The 16831-nt window shown below is 56.9% G+C and carries 16 protein-coding genes, 1 pseudogene and 1 other annotated feature; of the genes and pseudogenes, 9 read left to right on the top strand and 8 right to left on the bottom strand.

Translation table 11 applies throughout. The features are described 5' to 3' along the window. The first annotated feature begins 16 nt into the window (after positions 1 to 16). The 4 genes from LDN12_RS00845 to LDN12_RS00830 all read left to right on the top strand — a co-directional run bounded on the left by LDN12_RS00845 (position 17) and on the right by LDN12_RS00830 (position 4362). The gene (locus tag LDN12_RS00845; protein WP_223923999.1) at positions 17 to 637 is read left to right on the top strand and encodes a hypothetical protein; all 621 of its coding nucleotides are present in this window, start codon (positions 17 to 19) and stop codon (positions 635 to 637) included. Continuing rightward, positions 630 to 1694 carry a nucleotide kinase domain-containing protein gene (locus tag LDN12_RS00840; RefSeq protein ID WP_223920726.1) on the top strand — a complete coding sequence of 355 codons (1065 nt, stop codon included), beginning with the start codon at positions 630 to 632 and terminating at the stop codon, positions 1692 to 1694. The genes LDN12_RS00845 and LDN12_RS00840 overlap by 8 nt, the downstream gene beginning before the upstream one ends. Further along, positions 1691 to 2743: a thymidylate synthase gene (locus LDN12_RS00835; RefSeq protein WP_223920724.1), complete on the top strand. Its 1053-nt coding sequence runs from the start codon at positions 1691 to 1693 to the stop codon at positions 2741 to 2743. Before LDN12_RS00840 ends, LDN12_RS00835 begins: the two co-directional genes overlap by 4 nt. 773 nt (positions 2744 to 3516) lie before the next feature. Further along, positions 3517 to 4362 (top strand): bifunctional helix-turn-helix transcriptional regulator/GNAT family N-acetyltransferase, encoded by an 846-nt coding sequence (locus LDN12_RS00830; protein ID WP_223920722.1) that lies wholly within the window; start codon positions 3517 to 3519, stop codon positions 4360 to 4362. A 102-nt stretch (positions 4363 to 4464) separates the two neighbouring features. Here the strand turns inward: LDN12_RS00830 and LDN12_RS00825 are convergent, their stop codons facing one another. Together LDN12_RS00825 and LDN12_RS00820 are read right to left on the bottom strand one after the other, a co-directional pair. Then, positions 4465 to 4887: a GNAT family N-acetyltransferase gene (locus LDN12_RS00825; RefSeq protein WP_223920720.1), complete on the bottom strand. Its 423-nt coding sequence runs from the start codon at positions 4885 to 4887 to the stop codon at positions 4465 to 4467. A 188-nt stretch (positions 4888 to 5075) separates the two neighbouring features. Beyond that, the gene (locus LDN12_RS00820; protein ID WP_223920718.1) at positions 5076 to 6908 is read right to left on the bottom strand and encodes an FG-GAP repeat protein; all 1833 of its coding nucleotides are present in this window, start codon (positions 6906 to 6908) and stop codon (positions 5076 to 5078) included. A gap of 473 nt (positions 6909 to 7381) precedes the next feature. Here LDN12_RS00820 and LDN12_RS00815 point away from each other — a divergent pair, with 473 nt between their 5' ends. Further along, positions 7382 to 7786 carry a tautomerase gene (locus tag LDN12_RS00815; protein ID WP_223920717.1) on the top strand — a complete coding sequence of 135 codons (405 nt, stop codon included), beginning with the start codon at positions 7382 to 7384 and terminating at the stop codon, positions 7784 to 7786. A 34-nt stretch (positions 7787 to 7820) separates the two neighbouring features. Next, positions 7821 to 8243 (top strand): PAS domain S-box protein, encoded by a 423-nt coding sequence (locus LDN12_RS00810; protein ID WP_223920716.1) that lies wholly within the window; start codon positions 7821 to 7823, stop codon positions 8241 to 8243. Between the two features lie 137 nt (positions 8244 to 8380). Here the strand turns inward: LDN12_RS00810 and LDN12_RS00805 are convergent, their stop codons facing one another. The 4 genes from LDN12_RS00805 to LDN12_RS00790 all read right to left on the bottom strand — a co-directional run bounded on the left by LDN12_RS00805 (position 8381) and on the right by LDN12_RS00790 (position 11086). Continuing rightward, positions 8381 to 9352 (bottom strand): L,D-transpeptidase family protein, encoded by a 972-nt coding sequence (locus LDN12_RS00805; RefSeq protein WP_223920715.1) that lies wholly within the window; start codon positions 9350 to 9352, stop codon positions 8381 to 8383. Beyond that, a complete protein-coding gene (locus LDN12_RS00800) occupies positions 9336 to 9758 on the bottom strand; it encodes a lipoprotein (protein ID WP_223920714.1) in 423 nt (140 codons plus the stop codon). Before LDN12_RS00800 ends, LDN12_RS00805 begins: the two co-directional genes overlap by 17 nt. Positions 9759 to 10019: 261 nt before the next feature. Then, on the bottom strand, positions 10020 to 10307 hold the full coding sequence (locus LDN12_RS00795; protein ID WP_223920713.1) for a DUF1330 domain-containing protein: 288 nt from the start codon (positions 10305 to 10307) through the stop codon (positions 10020 to 10022). Between the two features lie 8 nt (positions 10308 to 10315). Next, entirely contained in the window at positions 10316 to 11086 is a 771-nt protein-coding gene (locus LDN12_RS00790) for an oxidoreductase (protein WP_223920711.1), read from the bottom strand. A gap of 78 nt (positions 11087 to 11164) precedes the next feature. On the opposite strand from LDN12_RS00790, the gene LDN12_RS00785 reads away from it, so the two are divergent. The 3 genes from LDN12_RS00785 to LDN12_RS00775 all read left to right on the top strand — a co-directional run bounded on the left by LDN12_RS00785 (position 11165) and on the right by LDN12_RS00775 (position 15989). Beyond that, complete coding sequence (locus tag LDN12_RS00785) at positions 11165 to 11581, top strand: helix-turn-helix domain-containing protein (protein ID WP_223920709.1); 417 nt, start codon at positions 11165 to 11167, stop codon at positions 11579 to 11581. Between the two features lie 160 nt (positions 11582 to 11741). Beyond that, positions 11742 to 11971: a binding site (T-box leader), on the top strand. Between the two features lie 143 nt (positions 11972 to 12114). Continuing rightward, a complete protein-coding gene (locus tag LDN12_RS00780; RefSeq protein ID WP_223920707.1) occupies positions 12115 to 13680 on the top strand; it encodes a 2-isopropylmalate synthase in 1566 nt (521 codons plus the stop codon). 686 nt (positions 13681 to 14366) lie between these two features. Then, positions 14367 to 15989 (top strand): methyl-accepting chemotaxis protein, encoded by a 1623-nt coding sequence (locus LDN12_RS00775; protein ID WP_223920706.1) that lies wholly within the window; start codon positions 14367 to 14369, stop codon positions 15987 to 15989. Between the two features lie 259 nt (positions 15990 to 16248). On the opposite strand, the gene LDN12_RS00770 is transcribed toward LDN12_RS00775, so the two are convergent. Then, positions 16249 to 16521 (bottom strand): hypothetical protein, encoded by a 273-nt coding sequence (locus LDN12_RS00770; protein ID WP_223920705.1) that lies wholly within the window; start codon positions 16519 to 16521, stop codon positions 16249 to 16251. Beyond that, positions 16493 to 16723 (bottom strand): annotated as a pseudogene (locus tag LDN12_RS17910) (BrnT family toxin); the annotation flags it as partial. The pseudogene LDN12_RS17910 and the gene LDN12_RS00770, both read right to left, overlap by 29 nt. Between the last annotated feature and the right edge of the window lie 108 nt (positions 16724 to 16831).

Genomic DNA, 16831 nt, shown 5'->3' with positions numbered 1-16831 from the left:
GGTGAACATTTTGGACATGCTCAGTGGCGATTTATTTGTTTTTGAAGGGCCGGATGGCACGGGAAAAACAACTTTTTCCAAGCAGTTTTCTGCCCATCTAAATTCAACAGGTAAAAAATGCAGCTACTTTTCTTTCCCTGGCAGCAGGTCAGGCACACTCGGCAAGCACGTCAATGAAATTCATCACAAAATTTATGATGGTGATATCAACACCATAAATGCAACAAGTTTGCAGATGCTCCATGTTGCAGCCCATATAGATGCAATTGAGTCAGAGATTTTACCCTCATTACGTGCCGGCAATTCAATTGTACTGGATAGGTTCTGGTGGTCAACGATTGTTTATGGTAGTCTATTTGGAGCTAATTTCGACTCACTCAAAAAACTAATCGAAATCGAAAAATTGCACTGGGCCGAATTTCAGCCAGTATGTATTTTTTATTTAAAGCGTCAAAATAGCTTGAAGCCCTCAGAGGTCAAACACTGGGACCAATTATTAGACGCATACGAAAAGGTTGTTGCGCATGAGCGTAACCACTCAAAAGTTGAGATCATAACAAACGAATTATTACCTCAGGACACATTAGCACAAATAATCGAAGTATATGAAAACTTCGCAAAGGAAAACCGTGATTAGGAAACGTTCACCTGAACAATATCAACTGAGCCTTGACCCGCATGTAGCCATCCCGCCACCAAAAATTGAAATCATCAGTAAGTTATTGCCAGCAAGGGCAACTGTCGTCTACGAAAGTTATTGGCGCTTTGCCGCTGAGAGGCAGGAAATTTTTTTTGCACGAATGAAAAACTCACTTCCTCCTTGGACCTCTGACCCAATTTTGCGGGTACACAAATTTACCAATTGTTACCGCGCTTCTGATCGCGTAAGCCAGTATCTTATAAAAAACGTCATATACTCAGGCGATCAAAGTGCTCCCGAAGTTTTCTTTCGGACCATGCTTTTCAAGTTCTTTAACAAAATTGAAACGTGGGAGCGGCTTACTCATGCGTTTGGGGCTGTATCCTTTGCTGAGTATTCTTTTGATCGTTATGACGCTGTCCTGACAAAAATCATCGAAAGTGGCTCAAGAATATATTCGGCAGCTTACATCATGCCATCAGGCGGCCCCAAATCACCATACTCAAAAAAGCATCGAATGCATCTCAAGTTGCTCGAGCAAATGATGGCAGACATACTTTATGCCAAGTTGTCGGATGTACAGTCTATGGCAAAAGCGTTCGCATTGTTGCGTTCTTATCCTTCTATTGGAGATTTCCTTGCCTATCAGTTCGTTACTGATTTAAATTACAGTCCTTTACTGAATTTTAGCGAGATGGAGTTTGTCATGCCAGGGCCTGGCGCGCGTGACGGCATTCGCAAGTGTTTCAGCGATCTGGGAGGGCTTGATGAGTCAGATATTATTAGGATGGTGACGGAAAGGCAGGATATCGAATTTGAACAACTTGGGCTATCATTCAAATCGCTTTGGGGGCGACCCTTGCAGTTGATTGACTGCCAGAATATATTTTGCGAGGTTGACAAGTATGCGCGAGTAAAGCACCCAGAAATTGCAGGAATAACGGGTCGCTTGAGGATTAAGCAAAAATTCACTCCGATAGCAAAATCTATTGACTATTGGTATCCACCGAAGTGGGGCTTAAACCATAAGATAGGACTAGGCACAACCCCATGATAAGGGCCTTTTCTGGAAAAACTGCTGATGACGTTTGGCGTCAGGCAATCAGCACATTGCAAAGTGACGAACTGAGTTCTTTTGAGCAAAGCCGTTTGGGAGCAATGCGTGAAATTCTTCATGCAAACTTGTACATAGAGAATCCAAGACAACGATGGGTTACCTCAAGATTGCCTGCGATGAACCCCGCCTTTGCAATTGCTGAAGTGTTTTGGATATTGTCAGGCAGCAACGATGCTAGCTTTATAAATTTTTGGAATCCTGCGTTGCCCAAATTTGTGGGAAACTTCGAAAAATACCACGGAGCATACGGATATAGAATAATAAACCACTTTGGCGTTAACCAGCTTGAACGTGCTTATCATGCCTTAAAAAAGAATCCTACCAGCAGGCAAGTCGTGATCCAGATTTGGGATGCCAAATCAGATTTGCCAAATGAAGACGGTGTTCCTGTTTCGTTAGATATACCGTGTAACTTGTTTTCAATGTTGAAGATCAGAGAGGGTAAGTTGGAATGGACGCAGGTGATGCGCAGCAACGATCTTTACAGAGGAACCCCATACAATATCGTTCAATTTACGATGCTACAGGAAATACTTGCAGGGTGGCTTGATTTAAAATTAGGCGGTTATTATCAAATTAGTGATAGTCTCCACATATATGAAAAGGATTGTATTGAATTAAAAGCTTCAATTAAAAAATCAAATATTGAAAACTCTGATAATTTATCAATTAGTAAAAATGAATTCGATATTATTTTTAAAATATTGCTGGATAAATTTATTATTTTATCAAAAAAATATTTAAGTATTTCTGAGTTCAAACAAGTGGTAGAAACAAACAATATTCCAGATTCTTATAGAAATTTATTGTTGACTGTTGCTGTTGATAGCGCGCGTAGAAGAGGTTATTTTCCAGAAATGAATCTATTATTGGATCAGTTTACAAATCCAATGCTTTTTTTATTATCTAATTCATGGATTGAGAGATTTAAGAAAGGAAATAAGCGAGGGTCAAGTCTACATCCTACACAAAAAGAGAAAATCTAGGGGCAGGCCCGCCTCTTTTTCCTTACCCGAAAAAAACATGAGGGAACTAAAACAGGCACACTCCCCATTTAACTGAATTCGTCTGCACCAGGGATGACGAGACGGATGCGGGCATACAGGGTGTAACGTGGTTGCGGGGGTGTCGGGCATACAGCCTTCTTCAAACGATGATACATCAAAAGCCGCTCTCAATGATGAGACCGGCTTTGCACATAACTGCATAGTTACATGATCTTGGGACGTTGTTATTCCATCTCAAGTTTCGTCTGTATGTTTTTGGTCGCTGCCCTCGAAGCCGCCCTCAATTCATGGCAACTGTTGTGAGTAACCGCTGAATCCAGGCAGCTCTTGACGTTGGCAGGTATTTGACCTCTCCCTATTACAACGTCAACCCCGCTTCCTTTGGTGATGTGCAGCGATCCACCGTAATCGACCTTGAAGCCGTCTTTATATTCGCACCTCATATGTTTCACCTCTTTCCTTCTTACATTATAGTGAATCGCGTACAAAAAATCCATGAGGGCCAATCAGGGGTCAGGCACCAAATACGTCCAACCTGCCTCCCCACTGCGGCCTCTCCACCCCGCCCCCACCGCCGCGTCACCTGACGCGGCAACCACCATGCAGAGATACATGGAACCCACAATTCTGTTGACAAATAGCTACCCTCAAATTATTTTGTTGATACTATCAACAATATGCGGCGGGGTAACGAAATGTCCCAGATATCCAACATCAGAAGCGAATTGCGTTTTTTAGTCAGGGAGTTGGGTTTGCTTGGCAAAAATTGCTGGCAGTCGAACCTGTCCTTGTTGCAGGCGCATATATTGACCTACCTGGAGCGCAACGGCGCCACATCTTTTTTCGAATTGTGCAAACAGCTGAATATCGAAAAGGCGTCGTTAAGCAGGGCGCTTAACGCTCTGGAGGCAAAAGAGTATCTCGCCATGATCAAAAGCCCTGCCGACAAACGGCAAAAACAGCTTTCTCTTCTTCCGCACGGCAGAGACATGCTTGCGAAGGCAAATCATGCCGCCGACCGTGAGGTTTCGGCACTATTGGATGGACTCGACGGGCACGAGATTGGGATCATTCTGGACGGGTTGCGCCTGCTGCGCATGAAGGCGTTCAGGCGAAATTTTGTCGAAAGCGGAATGCGCCTGACGCTTGAGAGGATGCAACCGACATATCGCGATGAAGCTATTGCGTTTATGGCCGATGTTTTCTCGAAGGAACAGGGTATTCCCGAAGATCTCATACCTATTCCCCGTGAATATCCCGTGCAATGGTGGTGTGCTCGCGCCGGCGAGTATGTTGTCGGTGTCGTCGCGTGCTGGAACGAACAGGGGCAATGGCACTGGGGGAGGTTTGCGGTCGAACCAAAATTCCGCGGCCTGGGGGTCGGAAAGCAGCTCGCCCGTTACTCGCTCGACGATTTCTTCTGTCATACCGGCGATTCGCTTGTCAGTGACGCCCGCGATACCACGGTCGCGATCTTAACGAATCTGGGCGCAAAGATACGTGCCCAAGCCTCCGATTTCTACGGGATGCCGGTCACACCGGTAACACTCGATAAATCCGACTTTTACCGGGCCGCCGCCAACACAGGGGGTACCTGAAAGGATCAGTTCCGACATTTGGAACCAAGGCGCCAAATACGTCGCGAATCGATCATGTCCCCTTATGGGAGAAACTAGGGACACTCCCCATATTTCCACCACTCAATCGGTAAATCCTTTCACAGCCATTGCCTCGCTATTCTTGAACAACGCCATGCCGGTCTTCATCGTGCGCATGCCGAGGGTGCGGTAGAACGCCTCTTTGCCGATGGAGGCGTACAGGATGACATTGCAGTGGGAGACGCGGGAAAGGATGTTGGTCATTATGGCGCGGCCCAGGCCCTTGCCCTGGAATTCCGGCAGTATGGCCACATCATAGACGGCCGCCTGGTAGACCCCATCGGAGATGGCCCGGCCAAAACCGACCAACCGGCCCCCGTGGTAGGCAAACACGACCGTATGGCTTGCCTCGAACGCCCTTCGGTGGGCGTCCGGCTCGAAGTGCGCCATGCCGACTTTTTCGAGGGTTTCCGCGACCAGCGGCCAATCCACCCCATTGCAATCAAATCTGATGTCGAATTCCATCATACGCCTCCGTAAGGTAACAGGATCGCCGCCCGCCTGTGGCAACGCGCGCCTCCACACCCACCAACCGGACTCTGCAAACGGACAAAGCCCCTCCGATGCAGAGGGGCTTTGCCGGGTAATCCGGGGTAATGCCGGGGCCGGGCTGCCGGGCAGGCACACACAGCCGGTGGAAAGTCGGCAGCCCGTTAGTAGAGGTACGCCGCTCCGCCGTTGCTGGCCGAGATGTCGGCCTGGTTGCCGCCGATGCCGGTGGCGCCGCCGTGCTCATGGATGGCCCCGGCCGCCAGGGTGCCGCCGTCGCCGGAAAGGGCGATGCTGCCGCCGAACCAGTCGTCTTTCCCGGTGTTGGAGGCTTTCACATAGGCCTGCTGGCTCCAGGCGGTGCCGTTGCGGGTGAAGACGTAGGCCGCGCCGCTATTAATGTAGTTAGAATTGTCGGTCTGGGTGCCGCCTATGCCGGTGGCGCTGCTGGACTCCCCTATCGCCCCCACGGCCAGGGTGGCGCCGTCGCTGGACAGGGCGATGCTGTAGCCGAACAGGTCGCCCGTCCCGGTGTTGGAGGCCTTGACATAGGCCTGTTGGCTCCAGGCGGCGCCGCTGCGGGTGAAGACGTAGGCCGCGCCGCTTTGACCGGCCGAGTTGTCGGCCTGGTTGCCGCCGATGCCGGTGGCGCTGCTGTCCTCATAGGCCGCCCCGACCGCCAGGGTGGCACCGTCGCCGGACAGGGCGGCGCTGTAACCGAACCGGTCGTCCGCCCCGGTGTTGGAGGCCTTCACATAGGCCTGCTGGCTCCAGGCGGCGCCGCTGCGGGTAAAGACATACACCGCACCGCTGCCGACGGCCGAATTGTCGGCCTGGTTGCCGTCGCTGCCGGTGGCGCTGCTGGACTCGCCGACCGCCCCGACCGCCAGGGTGGCGCCGTCGCCGGACAGGGCGACGCTGGTGCCGAACCAGTCGCCCGCCTCGGTGTTGGAGGCCTTCACATAGGCCTGCTGGCTCCAGGCGGCGCCGCTGCGGGTAAAGACATACACCGCGCCGCTTTGACTGGCCGAGTTGTCGGCCTGGTTGCCGTCGATGCCGGTGGCGCTGCTGCCCTCATAGGCGGCCCCGACCGCCAGGGTGCCGCCGTCGCCGGACAGGGCGACGCCGATGCCGAACCCGTCGCCCGCCCCGGTGTTGGAGGCCTTTACATAGGCCTGCTGGCTCCAGGCGGCGCCGCTGCGGGTAAAGACATACACCGCGCCGCTGCCGACGGCCGAATTGTCGGCCTGGTTGCCGTCGATACCGGTGGCGCTGCTGGACTCGCCTACCGCCCCCACCGCCATGGTGCCGCCGTCGGCGGACAGGGCGATGCTGCTGCCGAAGTTGTCGCTCACCCCGGTGTTGGAGGCCTTCACATAGGCCTGCTGGCTCCAGGCGAGGCCGCTGCGGGTGAAGACATACACCGCGCCGCTGCCGACGGCCGAGGTATCGCTCTGGTCGCCGCCGATACCGGTGGCGCCGCTGGACTCACCTATCGCCCCGACCGCCATGGTGCCGCCGTCGGCGGAAAGGGCGATGCTGTAACCGAAGAAACTTTGGGCCCTGGTGTTGGAGGCCTTCACATAACCGACCGCGGCGGCCAGGGTGCCGCTGACGGCAACCGGCGCGGAGTCGGTGCACGCGTCGCTGTTGCACGCCCGCAGGATATAGCTGGCGTTGATGCGGCCGGGCAGGGAGGCCGCCAGGTCGTAGCTGGTGGCGGTGACGGCGGGGGCGCCCACCTGGGTATAGCCGGAGCTGCCGTCGGGGTTTTCCAGCAGCCGGTACTCGGTCGCGCCGCTGCCGCCGGTCCAGGTGAAGTGAAAGGTCTTGACGCTTTGCGGGGTCAGCGTCAGGGTCGGCGCGGTCAACGTGGTGCTTCCGGTGCCCCCGGTTCCCCCGCCGCCGCCACCGCCGCCGCCGCCGCCGCATGCGGCCAGAGTTGCGACAACAGCGATAAGCGCTCCGATTGCCAGACAATTTTGTATTCGTTTCATCGGTTTATCCCCCCAAAGTCGGCACCTGTACCGTTCAACCGGGGCAGCTTCCGGCCCAGGGCCGAAAGAGTGAAACATCCCGAAAGCTGAAAATCGGACAGCGATCGCTCCTCTGAATAAAACTTTTCCCGGCTCCCTTTGCGGGCATATCCCCGTATGTGCCCGTTCGTTGAGACTGATGTCTATTTAAGTTTACCTCGACACGCAATAATTTCAAAAAAAATTTCAATATGTTAATAAAATATTACCATTCAAAAACGCACCGGAAAACTGCCGCGCCGGGGCGCCGCCCGACCCGCCTCCCCCCGGCATCTCCGCCACCCTCCACGACCGGACGCTTCAAACCGCCGGAAAAAGAGCGGAAACCGCGCCCGGCATCTTGACTATTCCCTGGCGCGCTGTAGATTTTCTTATGCCGCGAAGCGCCCGAGCCTGGATAATTGTCACCCTCTCACCGATGCTATGGAGGTCGTATGCCGCATCTACAATTCGAATTCAACCGGAGTCTGACGGACGCGCAAAAAGGCGCTTTCGCCCAGCAGGTCCGCACCCTTTTCTCCCAGGTCATGGATACGGGAACCGACCATATCAGCATCTCCATCCGGGAATTCGGCACCTACAATCTGTCCATCGGCCGGGTCAAGGAGCCTGAAAAGGGCGTTGCCGTCGTGAATGCGGATATCCGCGAAGGGCGGACCATGGAGAAACGCAGGGCCCTTACCCTGGGATTCATGGAACTCATCAACAGGTCGTTCAACATCCCGGTGACGAACATGTACGTCACCCTCACGGAACACAAGGGCGAGGACTTCCACCTTTTCGAGAAATACCTTGCGAGCTGGCAGACCGGGGAAGACCCGCTTGCGGATCTGAAATAAGCGACCGTACGGCACGAGGGGCGGGGGAGGGGATATGGACAGGCTACTGCACCAGGTGGTGAACGATGCGCCGGACGCGATCCTGGTCGCGGACCGGGAGGGGGTTATCCGTTTCTGGAACCGCGGGGCGGAGCAGATCTTCGGCTATTCTTCCGCCGAGGCCGTGGGGCAATCGCTCGACCTGATCATCCCGGAAAACCTGCGCGCCCGGCACTGGGACGGCTACCGGCGGGTGATCGCCTCCGGCGAGACGAAGTACAAGACCGGGCTGCTCTCGTCGCCGGGCGTGCGCAAGGACGGCGCCCGCGTTTCCCTGGAGTTCAGCATGGTCCTGCTGCGCGACGCCGCCGGGCGCATGGAGGGGTGCGCCTCCATCATGCGGGATGTGACGGAGCGGTGGAAGAAAGAGAAGGAGACGAGGGAACGTTTGGCCGCCTGCGAGGCACGGGCGGCGTGAGCGTGGAGCGGGACGGGATGAATCCCGGAGACGGCCGGCCCTGACCGGCGGCCGCGTTTTGCCTGCAACCCTCCTCCCCACGGTGCGCACCGCGCGGCTGGCGGCCGGCGGAACCGCCGTCGTCAAACCGTAATCCTTCAGGTCCTCGTTATATCCGTCGGCATCCCCGACCTGGCCTTCGCCGCCGCCGCCAGCTTCGCCAGGTCGGCCCGCGCCAGCAGGGCTTTCTCCGCAAGCAGATCGATGACCTCCTGCTCCAGGTCGCACCCCGCCTCATCATGGACCTCCACCAGGAGCCGCCCGTTCACCACGGCGGCCTTGACCGGCTGCCGGACGATGGTGACGCGGGTCCCGACGGACACCTTGCGGAACAGCCGGTCGATATCTTCGGGATACAGGTGGATGCAGCCGTGGCTGACCTTTCTACCGATGCCGTAGGGGTGGTTGGTGCCGTGGATGAGCACGGTGCCGAGGGAAAGACGCAGGGCGCGGGCGCCGAGGGGGTTGTCGGGACCGGGGGGTACGACCGGGGGAAGCTCGGGGCGCTGCCTGCGGATGGAGGGGGGCACGTGCCAGGCCGGGTCGGCGATCTTCTGGATGATCGTGTACGTCCCGGTGGGGGTATCCCACCCCTCGTCGCCGATGCCGACGGGGAAGGTATCCACCGCATCTCCGGCACGGGGGGGGAAGGAGTAGAGGCGCATCTCCGCCAGGTTGACCACAATCCCGCTGTGCACGGGGACGTCCGGCAGAAGCGCGCTCCCCGGTATCGTGACCGGGGTCCCCACCGCGGGGATAAAGGGATCGATCCGGGGATTGGCGGCGGTGATCTCGTTGAAGCCCACATCATAGCGCCGCGCCAGCTCGACCAGGGATTCGCCGGGGGCGACGGTGTGGACCGCGACCGCCCCGCCCGCGCCCTGGCTGAAGACAACTTCCGCACCGCTCGCGTGGGTTTGCCCGTGACCCGCCCCGCCGACAATGAAAAGAACCGCCAGGGTGCGCACAAGACCCGGCCGGAACAGGGCATGAACCCCGCAGCGACCGGACGGCGGCCCCGGACGGGGGGAGGTGCGCCCGTCGGGAACCAGGCTATTTCTTCTGCTCAAGTTCAAAGATCTTTTCCGATTTCTGCGCCCCCTGCCGGGCTTCGCCGGCAGCCTTCTCCGCGTCGCCGGCGGCTTTTTCCGCGTCACCGGCGGCCTTCTCGGCTCTCAAGGCCGCTGTCTCGGCCCTCATGGCCGCAGCCTCGGCGTTCCTGACATCGCCGTCCGCCTTCACCACATCGACCACCGCCTTGTTGGAAAGATCGAGGGCCTGCTGCGCCTTGTCGTTCGCCGCCTTGATGGCCGCCGCATCGTTGTCCGTCACCCCGTTGAGCCGGGAAACGGCCGCTTCGAGCTTGCCGATGCGCTCGGCCAGGGGATCGACCTGGGTCTGGACATACCCCTTGGTTGCGCAGCCGGTCAGGCCGGCAAGTGCAAGCAAGGCAAGAATTCCGCTGATCCGCTTCATGGTGCACCTCCCTGTTTATTACCAATTATTTAACCAACCGGGTAATTGTCAAGGGAGGTCCTTGAATGATTCAAGCCCCTGCAACCACGGGGACAGCCTGTCTGTCAACCGGGCGACTCCCCTGCGCGAAATGCATGGTTGCTCTTGGTATCCCGCACCCCACGGCCGGCGGTGAACGGGAGGGAAAACCTGAATTCCCCGAACGCCTCCTGCAACGCGCGGCAGGGACGCCCCCCCTTTTCCCCAGGGGAAGGACCGCTGCTACGCTCCTTCGGTAACGATCACCCGGTAATCCGCGCCAAGAAAGCGATGCGCCCTCGCTTCCCGGTATTCCGCGCTGTCATACCAGGCCATGGCCTCCTCATAGGACGGGAACTCCAGCAGCACGACCCCCTGGGACTCCGGCCCCTCCAGCGTCTCAGACTTCCCGTAGACCGCCAGGAGCTTCACATCCCGCCCGGCCATTGCGGGGGGAACCAGCTTGTTGTATGCCTCGATCTCGTTCCGATCCTTGACCCGTTCCCTGATAAACAATACGTATGCCGGCATGATGCCTCCTAGAGGGTTTGGATGGTTCCGCCGTCTATTCTGTACTCGACGCCCGTTATCCAGGCCGCCCGGTCCGATGCCAGAAAGGCCGCAAGCTCCGCCACCTCTTCGGGACGCCCGGTCCTTCCGAGGGGAATGCCGCCGATGAAGTCGATTATCCCCTGGCGCGCCGCGTCGAGGGATATGCCTTTATCCTCTGCGATCTGCCGGATGTATGCGCCGGCCGCCTCGGTTTCGATGAACCCGGGAGAAATGACGTTCACGCGCACGCCGTGCCTTCCGACCTCAAGTGACAGGGCCTTGCTGTAGTTGTTCAACGCCGCCTTGGCAGCCGCATAGGCAAGGGTCGATTCGTAGATGGGTTTATGGCTCTGGATGGAGGAGATGTGGATGATGCTCCCGCTCCCCCTCCTGGTCATAGCCGGCAGAAAACCCCTGTCCAGCCGCACCGCACCGAACAGGTTCAACTCAAACATCTGGTGCCATTCGTCGTCGGTGTGGTTGATGTACCCACCCGTGGGGGACTTTGAGCCGCCGACATTGTTGACCAGTATGTCCAGATCGCCGTGCACGCCTTTGACATACTCGATGATCCTGTCCGTCCCTTCGGCGGAGGACACGTCCGCCGCAATGCTGTTCAGGGGGAAGTCCGGCGGGATCTCCCGCGCGGCGGCGATCACATCCGCCCCGCCCTCGGCAAGGCGTAGCGCGATAGCCCGTCCCATGCCCTTTGTGCCCCCGGTAACCAACGCTTTTTTCCCGGAAAATTCGCCTTTCATGGTCTTACCTCCTTGGATTCGCTCCCCACTCCGAACCTACGCTTTGACTTTATTCAAGTTTCATATTAGGGTGCGAATATGTCAAGTACACACAAAAAAGTCGGGTACTCACCGGAAAGTAAGCAGGAAAACATAACGCCGACCGCCGCGGCCGTGGGGCTGGAAGACGCGCTCAGGGTCCTTGAGGGCAGATGGAAGCTGCTGATCATCATGAACCTGTTCTCGAACGGCATCATGCGCTTTTCGGAATTGGAACGGGCCATCCCCGGTGTTACGCAAAAGATGCTCATCCAGCAGCTGCGTGCTTTGGAAGCCGATGGAATCGTTCAGCGAACGATATATCCCCAGGTCCCGCCCAAGGTTGATTACGGACTGACCGAGCAGGGAAAGGGGCTCTGTCCCGCTCTGGACGCCCTGCTCGACTGGGCGGCCAGGCGCAACCCGACGTCGGAATACGGGCACTACCGTCCCAAATATGAGCCCGAGCCTTTATAAATAGAGGAATCCGGGGCGACTGTGGCACCACGTGTGGTGTTAGCCGCATGTGTGCGACCAACGTTACAGCCCCTTTTTTGTTTGTCATTATCAAATGCACCCTGCTGAAAATAAAACAGCTTGACTTTGCCGAATTATTCCTTTTATGATGAAGAACATTTGAAAGGCAACGAAGAGGAGTAGTAGTCGTTTCGGGCTTCCCAGAGAGCCGGTGGTTGGTGCGAACCGGTAAGCGCGAATGATGAACTCGCCTCAGAGCCGCTCCGGTGAACCGCTGGCTAGCCGAAGCCGTACTCCCGCGTCAAGGGTGAATCGAGGCCCGGCAGGCTGATGTGCGCCGGGTGAAAAGGGTGGTACCGCGAATGCGCTTATAAAGCCTTCGCCCCTGTTTGGGGCGGAGGCTTTTTTTATTTTCGATCACCATACCACGACGCCGGAATTATCGTCCCGGCAAAGCGCGAGGCCCGAAAAGGGATATACTTTCACCGGGACGGACGGCGTTGTGTACAACCAGGAAAGGAGCGTAGCGAGACATGGCAAAGGCACCGACGAAAAAACAGAAGCAGGACGACCGGCAACTCATCAGGATTTTTGACACCACGCTGCGGGACGGCGAACAGGCCCCCGGCAACAGCATGAATATCGAAGAAAAACTGCGGGTGGCCAAACAGCTCCAGAAGATGAACGTGGACGTGATCGAAGCCGGCTTCCCCATTGCTTCCGACGGCGATTTCGAGGCGGTCAGGCTGGTGGCCCAGCAGATCAAGGGACCCCAGATCGCCGGTCTGTGCCGCTCCAGCGAAAAGGATATCGACCGGGCCTGGGACGCGCTGAAATACGCCGGGGAGAAAGGACGCATCCATACCTTCATCGCCACCTCCGACATCCACATGCAGTACAAGCTGAAGATGGAGCCGGCCAAGGTGCTGGCGTCGGCCGTCAAGGCGGTGAAGCGCGCGGCCTCCTATACCCCCAACGTGGAGTTCTCCTGCGAGGACGCGGTGCGGACCCGGCTGCCGTTCCTGGCCGAAGTGGTGGAGGCGGTGATCGACGCCGGGGCCACCACGGTGAATATCCCGGATACGGTGGGCTACACCATCCCCTTCGAGTATTTCAACATCATCTCCTATCTGAAGGAGAATGTGCGGAACATCGAAAAGGCCATCATCTCGGTCCACTGCCACAACGACCTGGGGCTGTCGGTGGCTAACTCCATCGCCGCCGTGCAGGCCGGGGCGCGCCAGGTGGAGTGCACCATCAACGGCATCGGCGAGCGGGCGGGCAACTGTTCCCTGGAGGAATTCGTCATGGCCCTGCGCACGCGCCACGACATCCTCCCCTTCACCACCAATGTGGCCACCGACCAGCTCACCCCGGCCAGCCGCCTGCTGACCAACATCACCGGCATCGCGGTCCAGCCCAACAAGGCGATCGTGGGGGCCAACGCCTTTGCCCACGAGGCGGGCATCCACCAGCACGGCATGATGATGGACAAATCCACCTACGAGATCATGACCCCGGAATCGGTGGGGCTGTCCGCCAGCGCCCTGGTGCTGGGCAAACACTCCGGCCGCCACGCCTTCAAGCAGCGCCTGGAGCAGTTGGGCCACGACCTGGACGACGACAAGCTGAACCGCGCCTTTGAGCGCTTCAAGACCCTGGCCGACCTGAAGAAGGAGGTCTTCGACGAAGACCTGGACGCCATCGTGGTGGACGAATCCCGCGACGACGTGAAGTACAAGCTGGGCCACATCACCGTCACCTGCGGTTCCTTCGCCGTGGCCACCGCCACGGTGCAGCTGGAGATCGACGGCGAGCCGGTGCGCACCGCCGAGCTGGGCGACGGACCGGTGGACGCCGCCCTCAAGGCCATCAAGAAGCTGACCAAGACCAAGGCCAAGCTGGTGCAATACAATGTGGGCTCCATCACCGGCGGCACCGACGCCCAGGGCGAGGTCACGGTCCGCGTGGCCGAAGGGAACAATATCGTGGTGGGCAAGGGCTCCTCCACCGACATCATCGAGGCCTCGGCCAAGGCCTACGTCCACGCCCTCAACCGGCTGAACTACAAACAGAAACGTCTCAACGAAACCGTCTGACCCATAATCGCCAGCCTGTTTTCACCCAAAAGGCCGGGCGGCAGTTGCGCCCGGCCTTCGGTCGTTTGAAGGGTCCGGTTGTGGGGTGGAGGGGTTGGGGATGTTTAAATGTCGAACATGCCTCCGAGCGAGCCACCTTAAAAGCATATCAGCAAGTTTGTGCCCCCTCGATAATCCGGGAGGTGCCTTTCAGATGATTATCAGGCCTACAGATTTCAAAAACGTTCGCTGGCTCTCGCTGAAAATTTGAAATTTGTAGGCCTGGCCCCCTAGTAGTCCCGACCTCCCATTAGCCCCCGCATCCTGACACCATACGGGGGCCTTTTTTCTGTCTGCGGCTGTCGCAAAAACGTGACGTATTGTTAGCGCATCTCAAATGTTGCGATGATGTAAAATATTTATTTGTGATTGGCGGGGTTCGCCGCCTGTTCGGCGTTACGGCCGGCAAAAACCTAAAAAAGTGTTTCATGTTCGTTAACTGCCCTCGAAGCAACAGGTTAGCGTGTTTACAGACCTTTCCCATCGGGCCGGCTCATCGGGATTTCAGAAAAATATCCGTATGTTACAGACCTGTTACATGAAAATTTTTCGTTGACTATGGCAGGGTTACGTATTTTAATGAGAAAAAATCCGACGGGCGCGCTGTTAATGTGCGCCCGGTTATAAACAGACAAGGAGCCGTGACCATGAAGTTTTCCGATCTGAAGATTGGGGTACGATTAGGTCTGACGTTTGGGGTTATTCTGGCGGTTATCGCCATATTTGTGATCATCTCCACGATGTCGCTTTCGCGGATGAAATCCAGGTCGCTCCAAATCAAGAACGAAAGCGTTCCCTCTGCTCTTGTTGCCGCAGACATGGCCTTCAACGTCGTCCAGGTGCAGCAGTTCCTGACGGATGTCAGCGCCACCCACGATCCGGGCGGCTATAAGGATGCCGAAGAAGCGGCGAAGAAATTTCTTGCAGATACGGCCATATTTGAGGAGATGTTTCGCAGGGAAAATGATGCAAAGTCCTTGAATCAGATCGAAGAGCTTAAAAAGACCTTCCTCGCGTTCCATGGGCTGGGTAAAAAGATGGCAAGTGCCTATGTCAGCCAGGGCATTGAAAGCGGCAACAAGATGATGGAGGAATTCGACAAGGTATCCAAATCCCTCACGGAACAGACCAGAGTCTTCAAGGAAGCGCAGATAACCGAGGCAAACGACTCGACGAGCAGCATGGTCGCGTCCATCGGCTCCATGAGACTGACCCTGCTGTCGGTCGGCTTGTTTACCTTCCTGTTCGCATTCATCATGTCGCTGATAATCACCCGGAGCATCACGAAACCATTGAAAGAGACGGTTGACATCGCTGGAGAGATCGCCGAAGGCAATCTTACGGTTTCCGCCGTTGTCCGATCCAGGGACGAAACCGGCCAGTTGATGGCCGCCATGAATACCATGGTGCTCAAACTCAGGGATACGCTCTCGCAGACGTCCAACATTTCCACCGGTATTGCCTCGGCTTCCAGCCAATTGCATTCGACGTCCGCCCAGATTGCCACGGGGGCGGAAGAGGTGGCTTTCCAGACCAACACCGTCGCCACCGCCAGTGAAGAGTTATCCGCCACATCGACCGACATTGCCCGCAACTGCTCCATGGCCGCCGAAGCATCCCGCAAGACCACCGAGTCGGCCACTGCCGGTGCGGAGGTGGTCAACGAGACCATTACCGGCATGAGTGTCATTGCCGACCGGGTACGTCAGACGTCACTGACCGTCGAGGCTCTGGGCAATCGCTCCGACCAGATCGGGCAGATCGTCGGGACCATAGAGGACATTGCAGACCAGACCAACCTGCTGGCCCTGAATGCGGCCATCGAGGCGGCCAGGGCCGGCGATCAGGGTCGCGGCTTCGCGGTAGTCGCCGACGAGGTCAGGGCGCTCGCCGAGCGGACCACCAAGGCGACCCGCGAGATCGGCGAGATGATCAAGGCGATCCAGACCGAAACCAAGGCTGCGGTGAAGGCCATGGAAGAGGGTGTCCGCGAGGTAGAGAAAGGGGCGGCATCGTCCCGGAAGTCGGGCGAGGCCCTGGAGGAGATACTGGAGCGGATCAACGAAGTGACCATGCAGGTGAACCAGATAGCCACGGCCGCCGAGGAGCAGACGGCCACCACCGGCGAGGTAACCGGCAACATCCAGCAGATCAGCGAAGTAGTGAACCAAAGCGCCCGCGGAGCGGAGGAGACGGCCTCTGCCGCCTCGCAACTGGCGAAACAGGCCCAGGACCTGCAGAGCCTGGTCGGCCGTTTCCAACTGGCCTGAGAGGGTATCGAAGCCTGATCCGCCAATGATGGGGGGCGGGCCAGGCTTCACTACCAAGGACGGGAGTAATAAACAGGCTACTTATTTATCCCCTAATAACTGATTTAGTATTTGTCCCCTTATTAGTCCCCCGGTTGAACCATAATCGCCAGCCTGTTTTCACCCAAAAGGCCGGGCGGCAGTTGCGCCCGGCCTTCGGTCGTTTAAGGGTCCGGTTGTGGGGCGGAGGGGTTGGGGATACCAGGGGGGATTTTCAGCCTTAACCGGCGCGCAGTTTTTTTGAGCGCCCGGACGGGCGCTGTTGCGACTGCACATCGGCATAGCTGTCCAGCAACTGGCGGATCATGCGTTGATACTGGGTATGATGCTTTGCCGCCTCGTTCTTGAAGAACTCGACACTCTTCCTGCTCAGGGAGATCGTCACCTTTACCGATTCCTCGCGAAACGCCAGCTCTTCAGGGGAGGGGAGGAAATCGGCAACCACCCGCACATCGTCCATCGGTTCATCCGTGTATTTTATTTTCGCGCTCATACAGTGCCTTGCCTTTCCGCCAGTACCCGGCTCCAAATATCCGAATGACATTTTCCCGGTACGTAAAACGTACCGTCATAATTCCCTCTCCGACCTTGCCGAAGCAGTAATAACGCTTTTCGTCTTCGCTATGGTTCACGTCTTCGGCGATCACACGGTGAAGGTCGGCAAAGGCATACTGCGCCTCAACGAAAGAGACGCCTTGGTCATTGTTTTACCATAGCAGGGAATGAAATAAAAAAGCCATACTATTGTATGGCTATAAGTATGGCTTATAAGATATTTATGTTCTCTTGTACCGGCTTGAGGT

Origin of the sequence: Geobacter sp. AOG2 (assembly GCF_019972295.1) — a bacterium.
Taxonomy (GTDB): Bacteria; Desulfobacterota; Desulfuromonadia; order Geobacterales; family Pseudopelobacteraceae; genus Oryzomonas.
The sequence above is the reverse complement of the archived record's forward strand: the minus strand, read 5'-3'. Positions and strand labels throughout refer to the sequence as shown.

Bases quoted from the DNA above. Each gene is read 5' to 3' on its own strand.
- LDN12_RS00845 (WP_223923999.1), top strand. From the start codon at position 17: ATGCTCAGTGGCGATTTATTTGTTTTTGAAGGGCCGGATGGCACGGGA.
- LDN12_RS00835 (WP_223920724.1), top strand. From the start codon at position 1,691: ATGATAAGGGCCTTTTCTGGAAAAACTGCTGATGACGTTTGGCGTCAG.
- LDN12_RS00825 (WP_223920720.1), bottom strand. From the start codon at position 4,887: ATGGAATTCGACATCAGATTTGATTGCAATGGGGTGGATTGGCCGCTG.
- LDN12_RS00820 (WP_223920718.1), bottom strand. From the start codon at position 6,908: ATGAAACGAATACAAAATTGTCTGGCAATCGGAGCGCTTATCGCTGTT.
- LDN12_RS00815 (WP_223920717.1), top strand. From the start codon at position 7,382: ATGCCGCATCTACAATTCGAATTCAACCGGAGTCTGACGGACGCGCAA.
- LDN12_RS00810 (WP_223920716.1), top strand. From the start codon at position 7,821: ATGGACAGGCTACTGCACCAGGTGGTGAACGATGCGCCGGACGCGATC.
- LDN12_RS00800 (WP_223920714.1), bottom strand. From the start codon at position 9,758: ATGAAGCGGATCAGCGGAATTCTTGCCTTGCTTGCACTTGCCGGCCTG.
- LDN12_RS00795 (WP_223920713.1), bottom strand. From the start codon at position 10,307: ATGCCGGCATACGTATTGTTTATCAGGGAACGGGTCAAGGATCGGAAC.
- LDN12_RS00790 (WP_223920711.1), bottom strand. From the start codon at position 11,086: ATGAAAGGCGAATTTTCCGGGAAAAAAGCGTTGGTTACCGGGGGCACA.
- LDN12_RS00785 (WP_223920709.1), top strand. From the start codon at position 11,165: ATGTCAAGTACACACAAAAAAGTCGGGTACTCACCGGAAAGTAAGCAG.
- LDN12_RS00780 (WP_223920707.1), top strand. From the start codon at position 12,115: ATGGCAAAGGCACCGACGAAAAAACAGAAGCAGGACGACCGGCAACTC.
- LDN12_RS00775 (WP_223920706.1), top strand. From the start codon at position 14,367: ATGAAGTTTTCCGATCTGAAGATTGGGGTACGATTAGGTCTGACGTTT.
- LDN12_RS00770 (WP_223920705.1), bottom strand. From the start codon at position 16,521: ATGAGCGCGAAAATAAAATACACGGATGAACCGATGGACGATGTGCGG.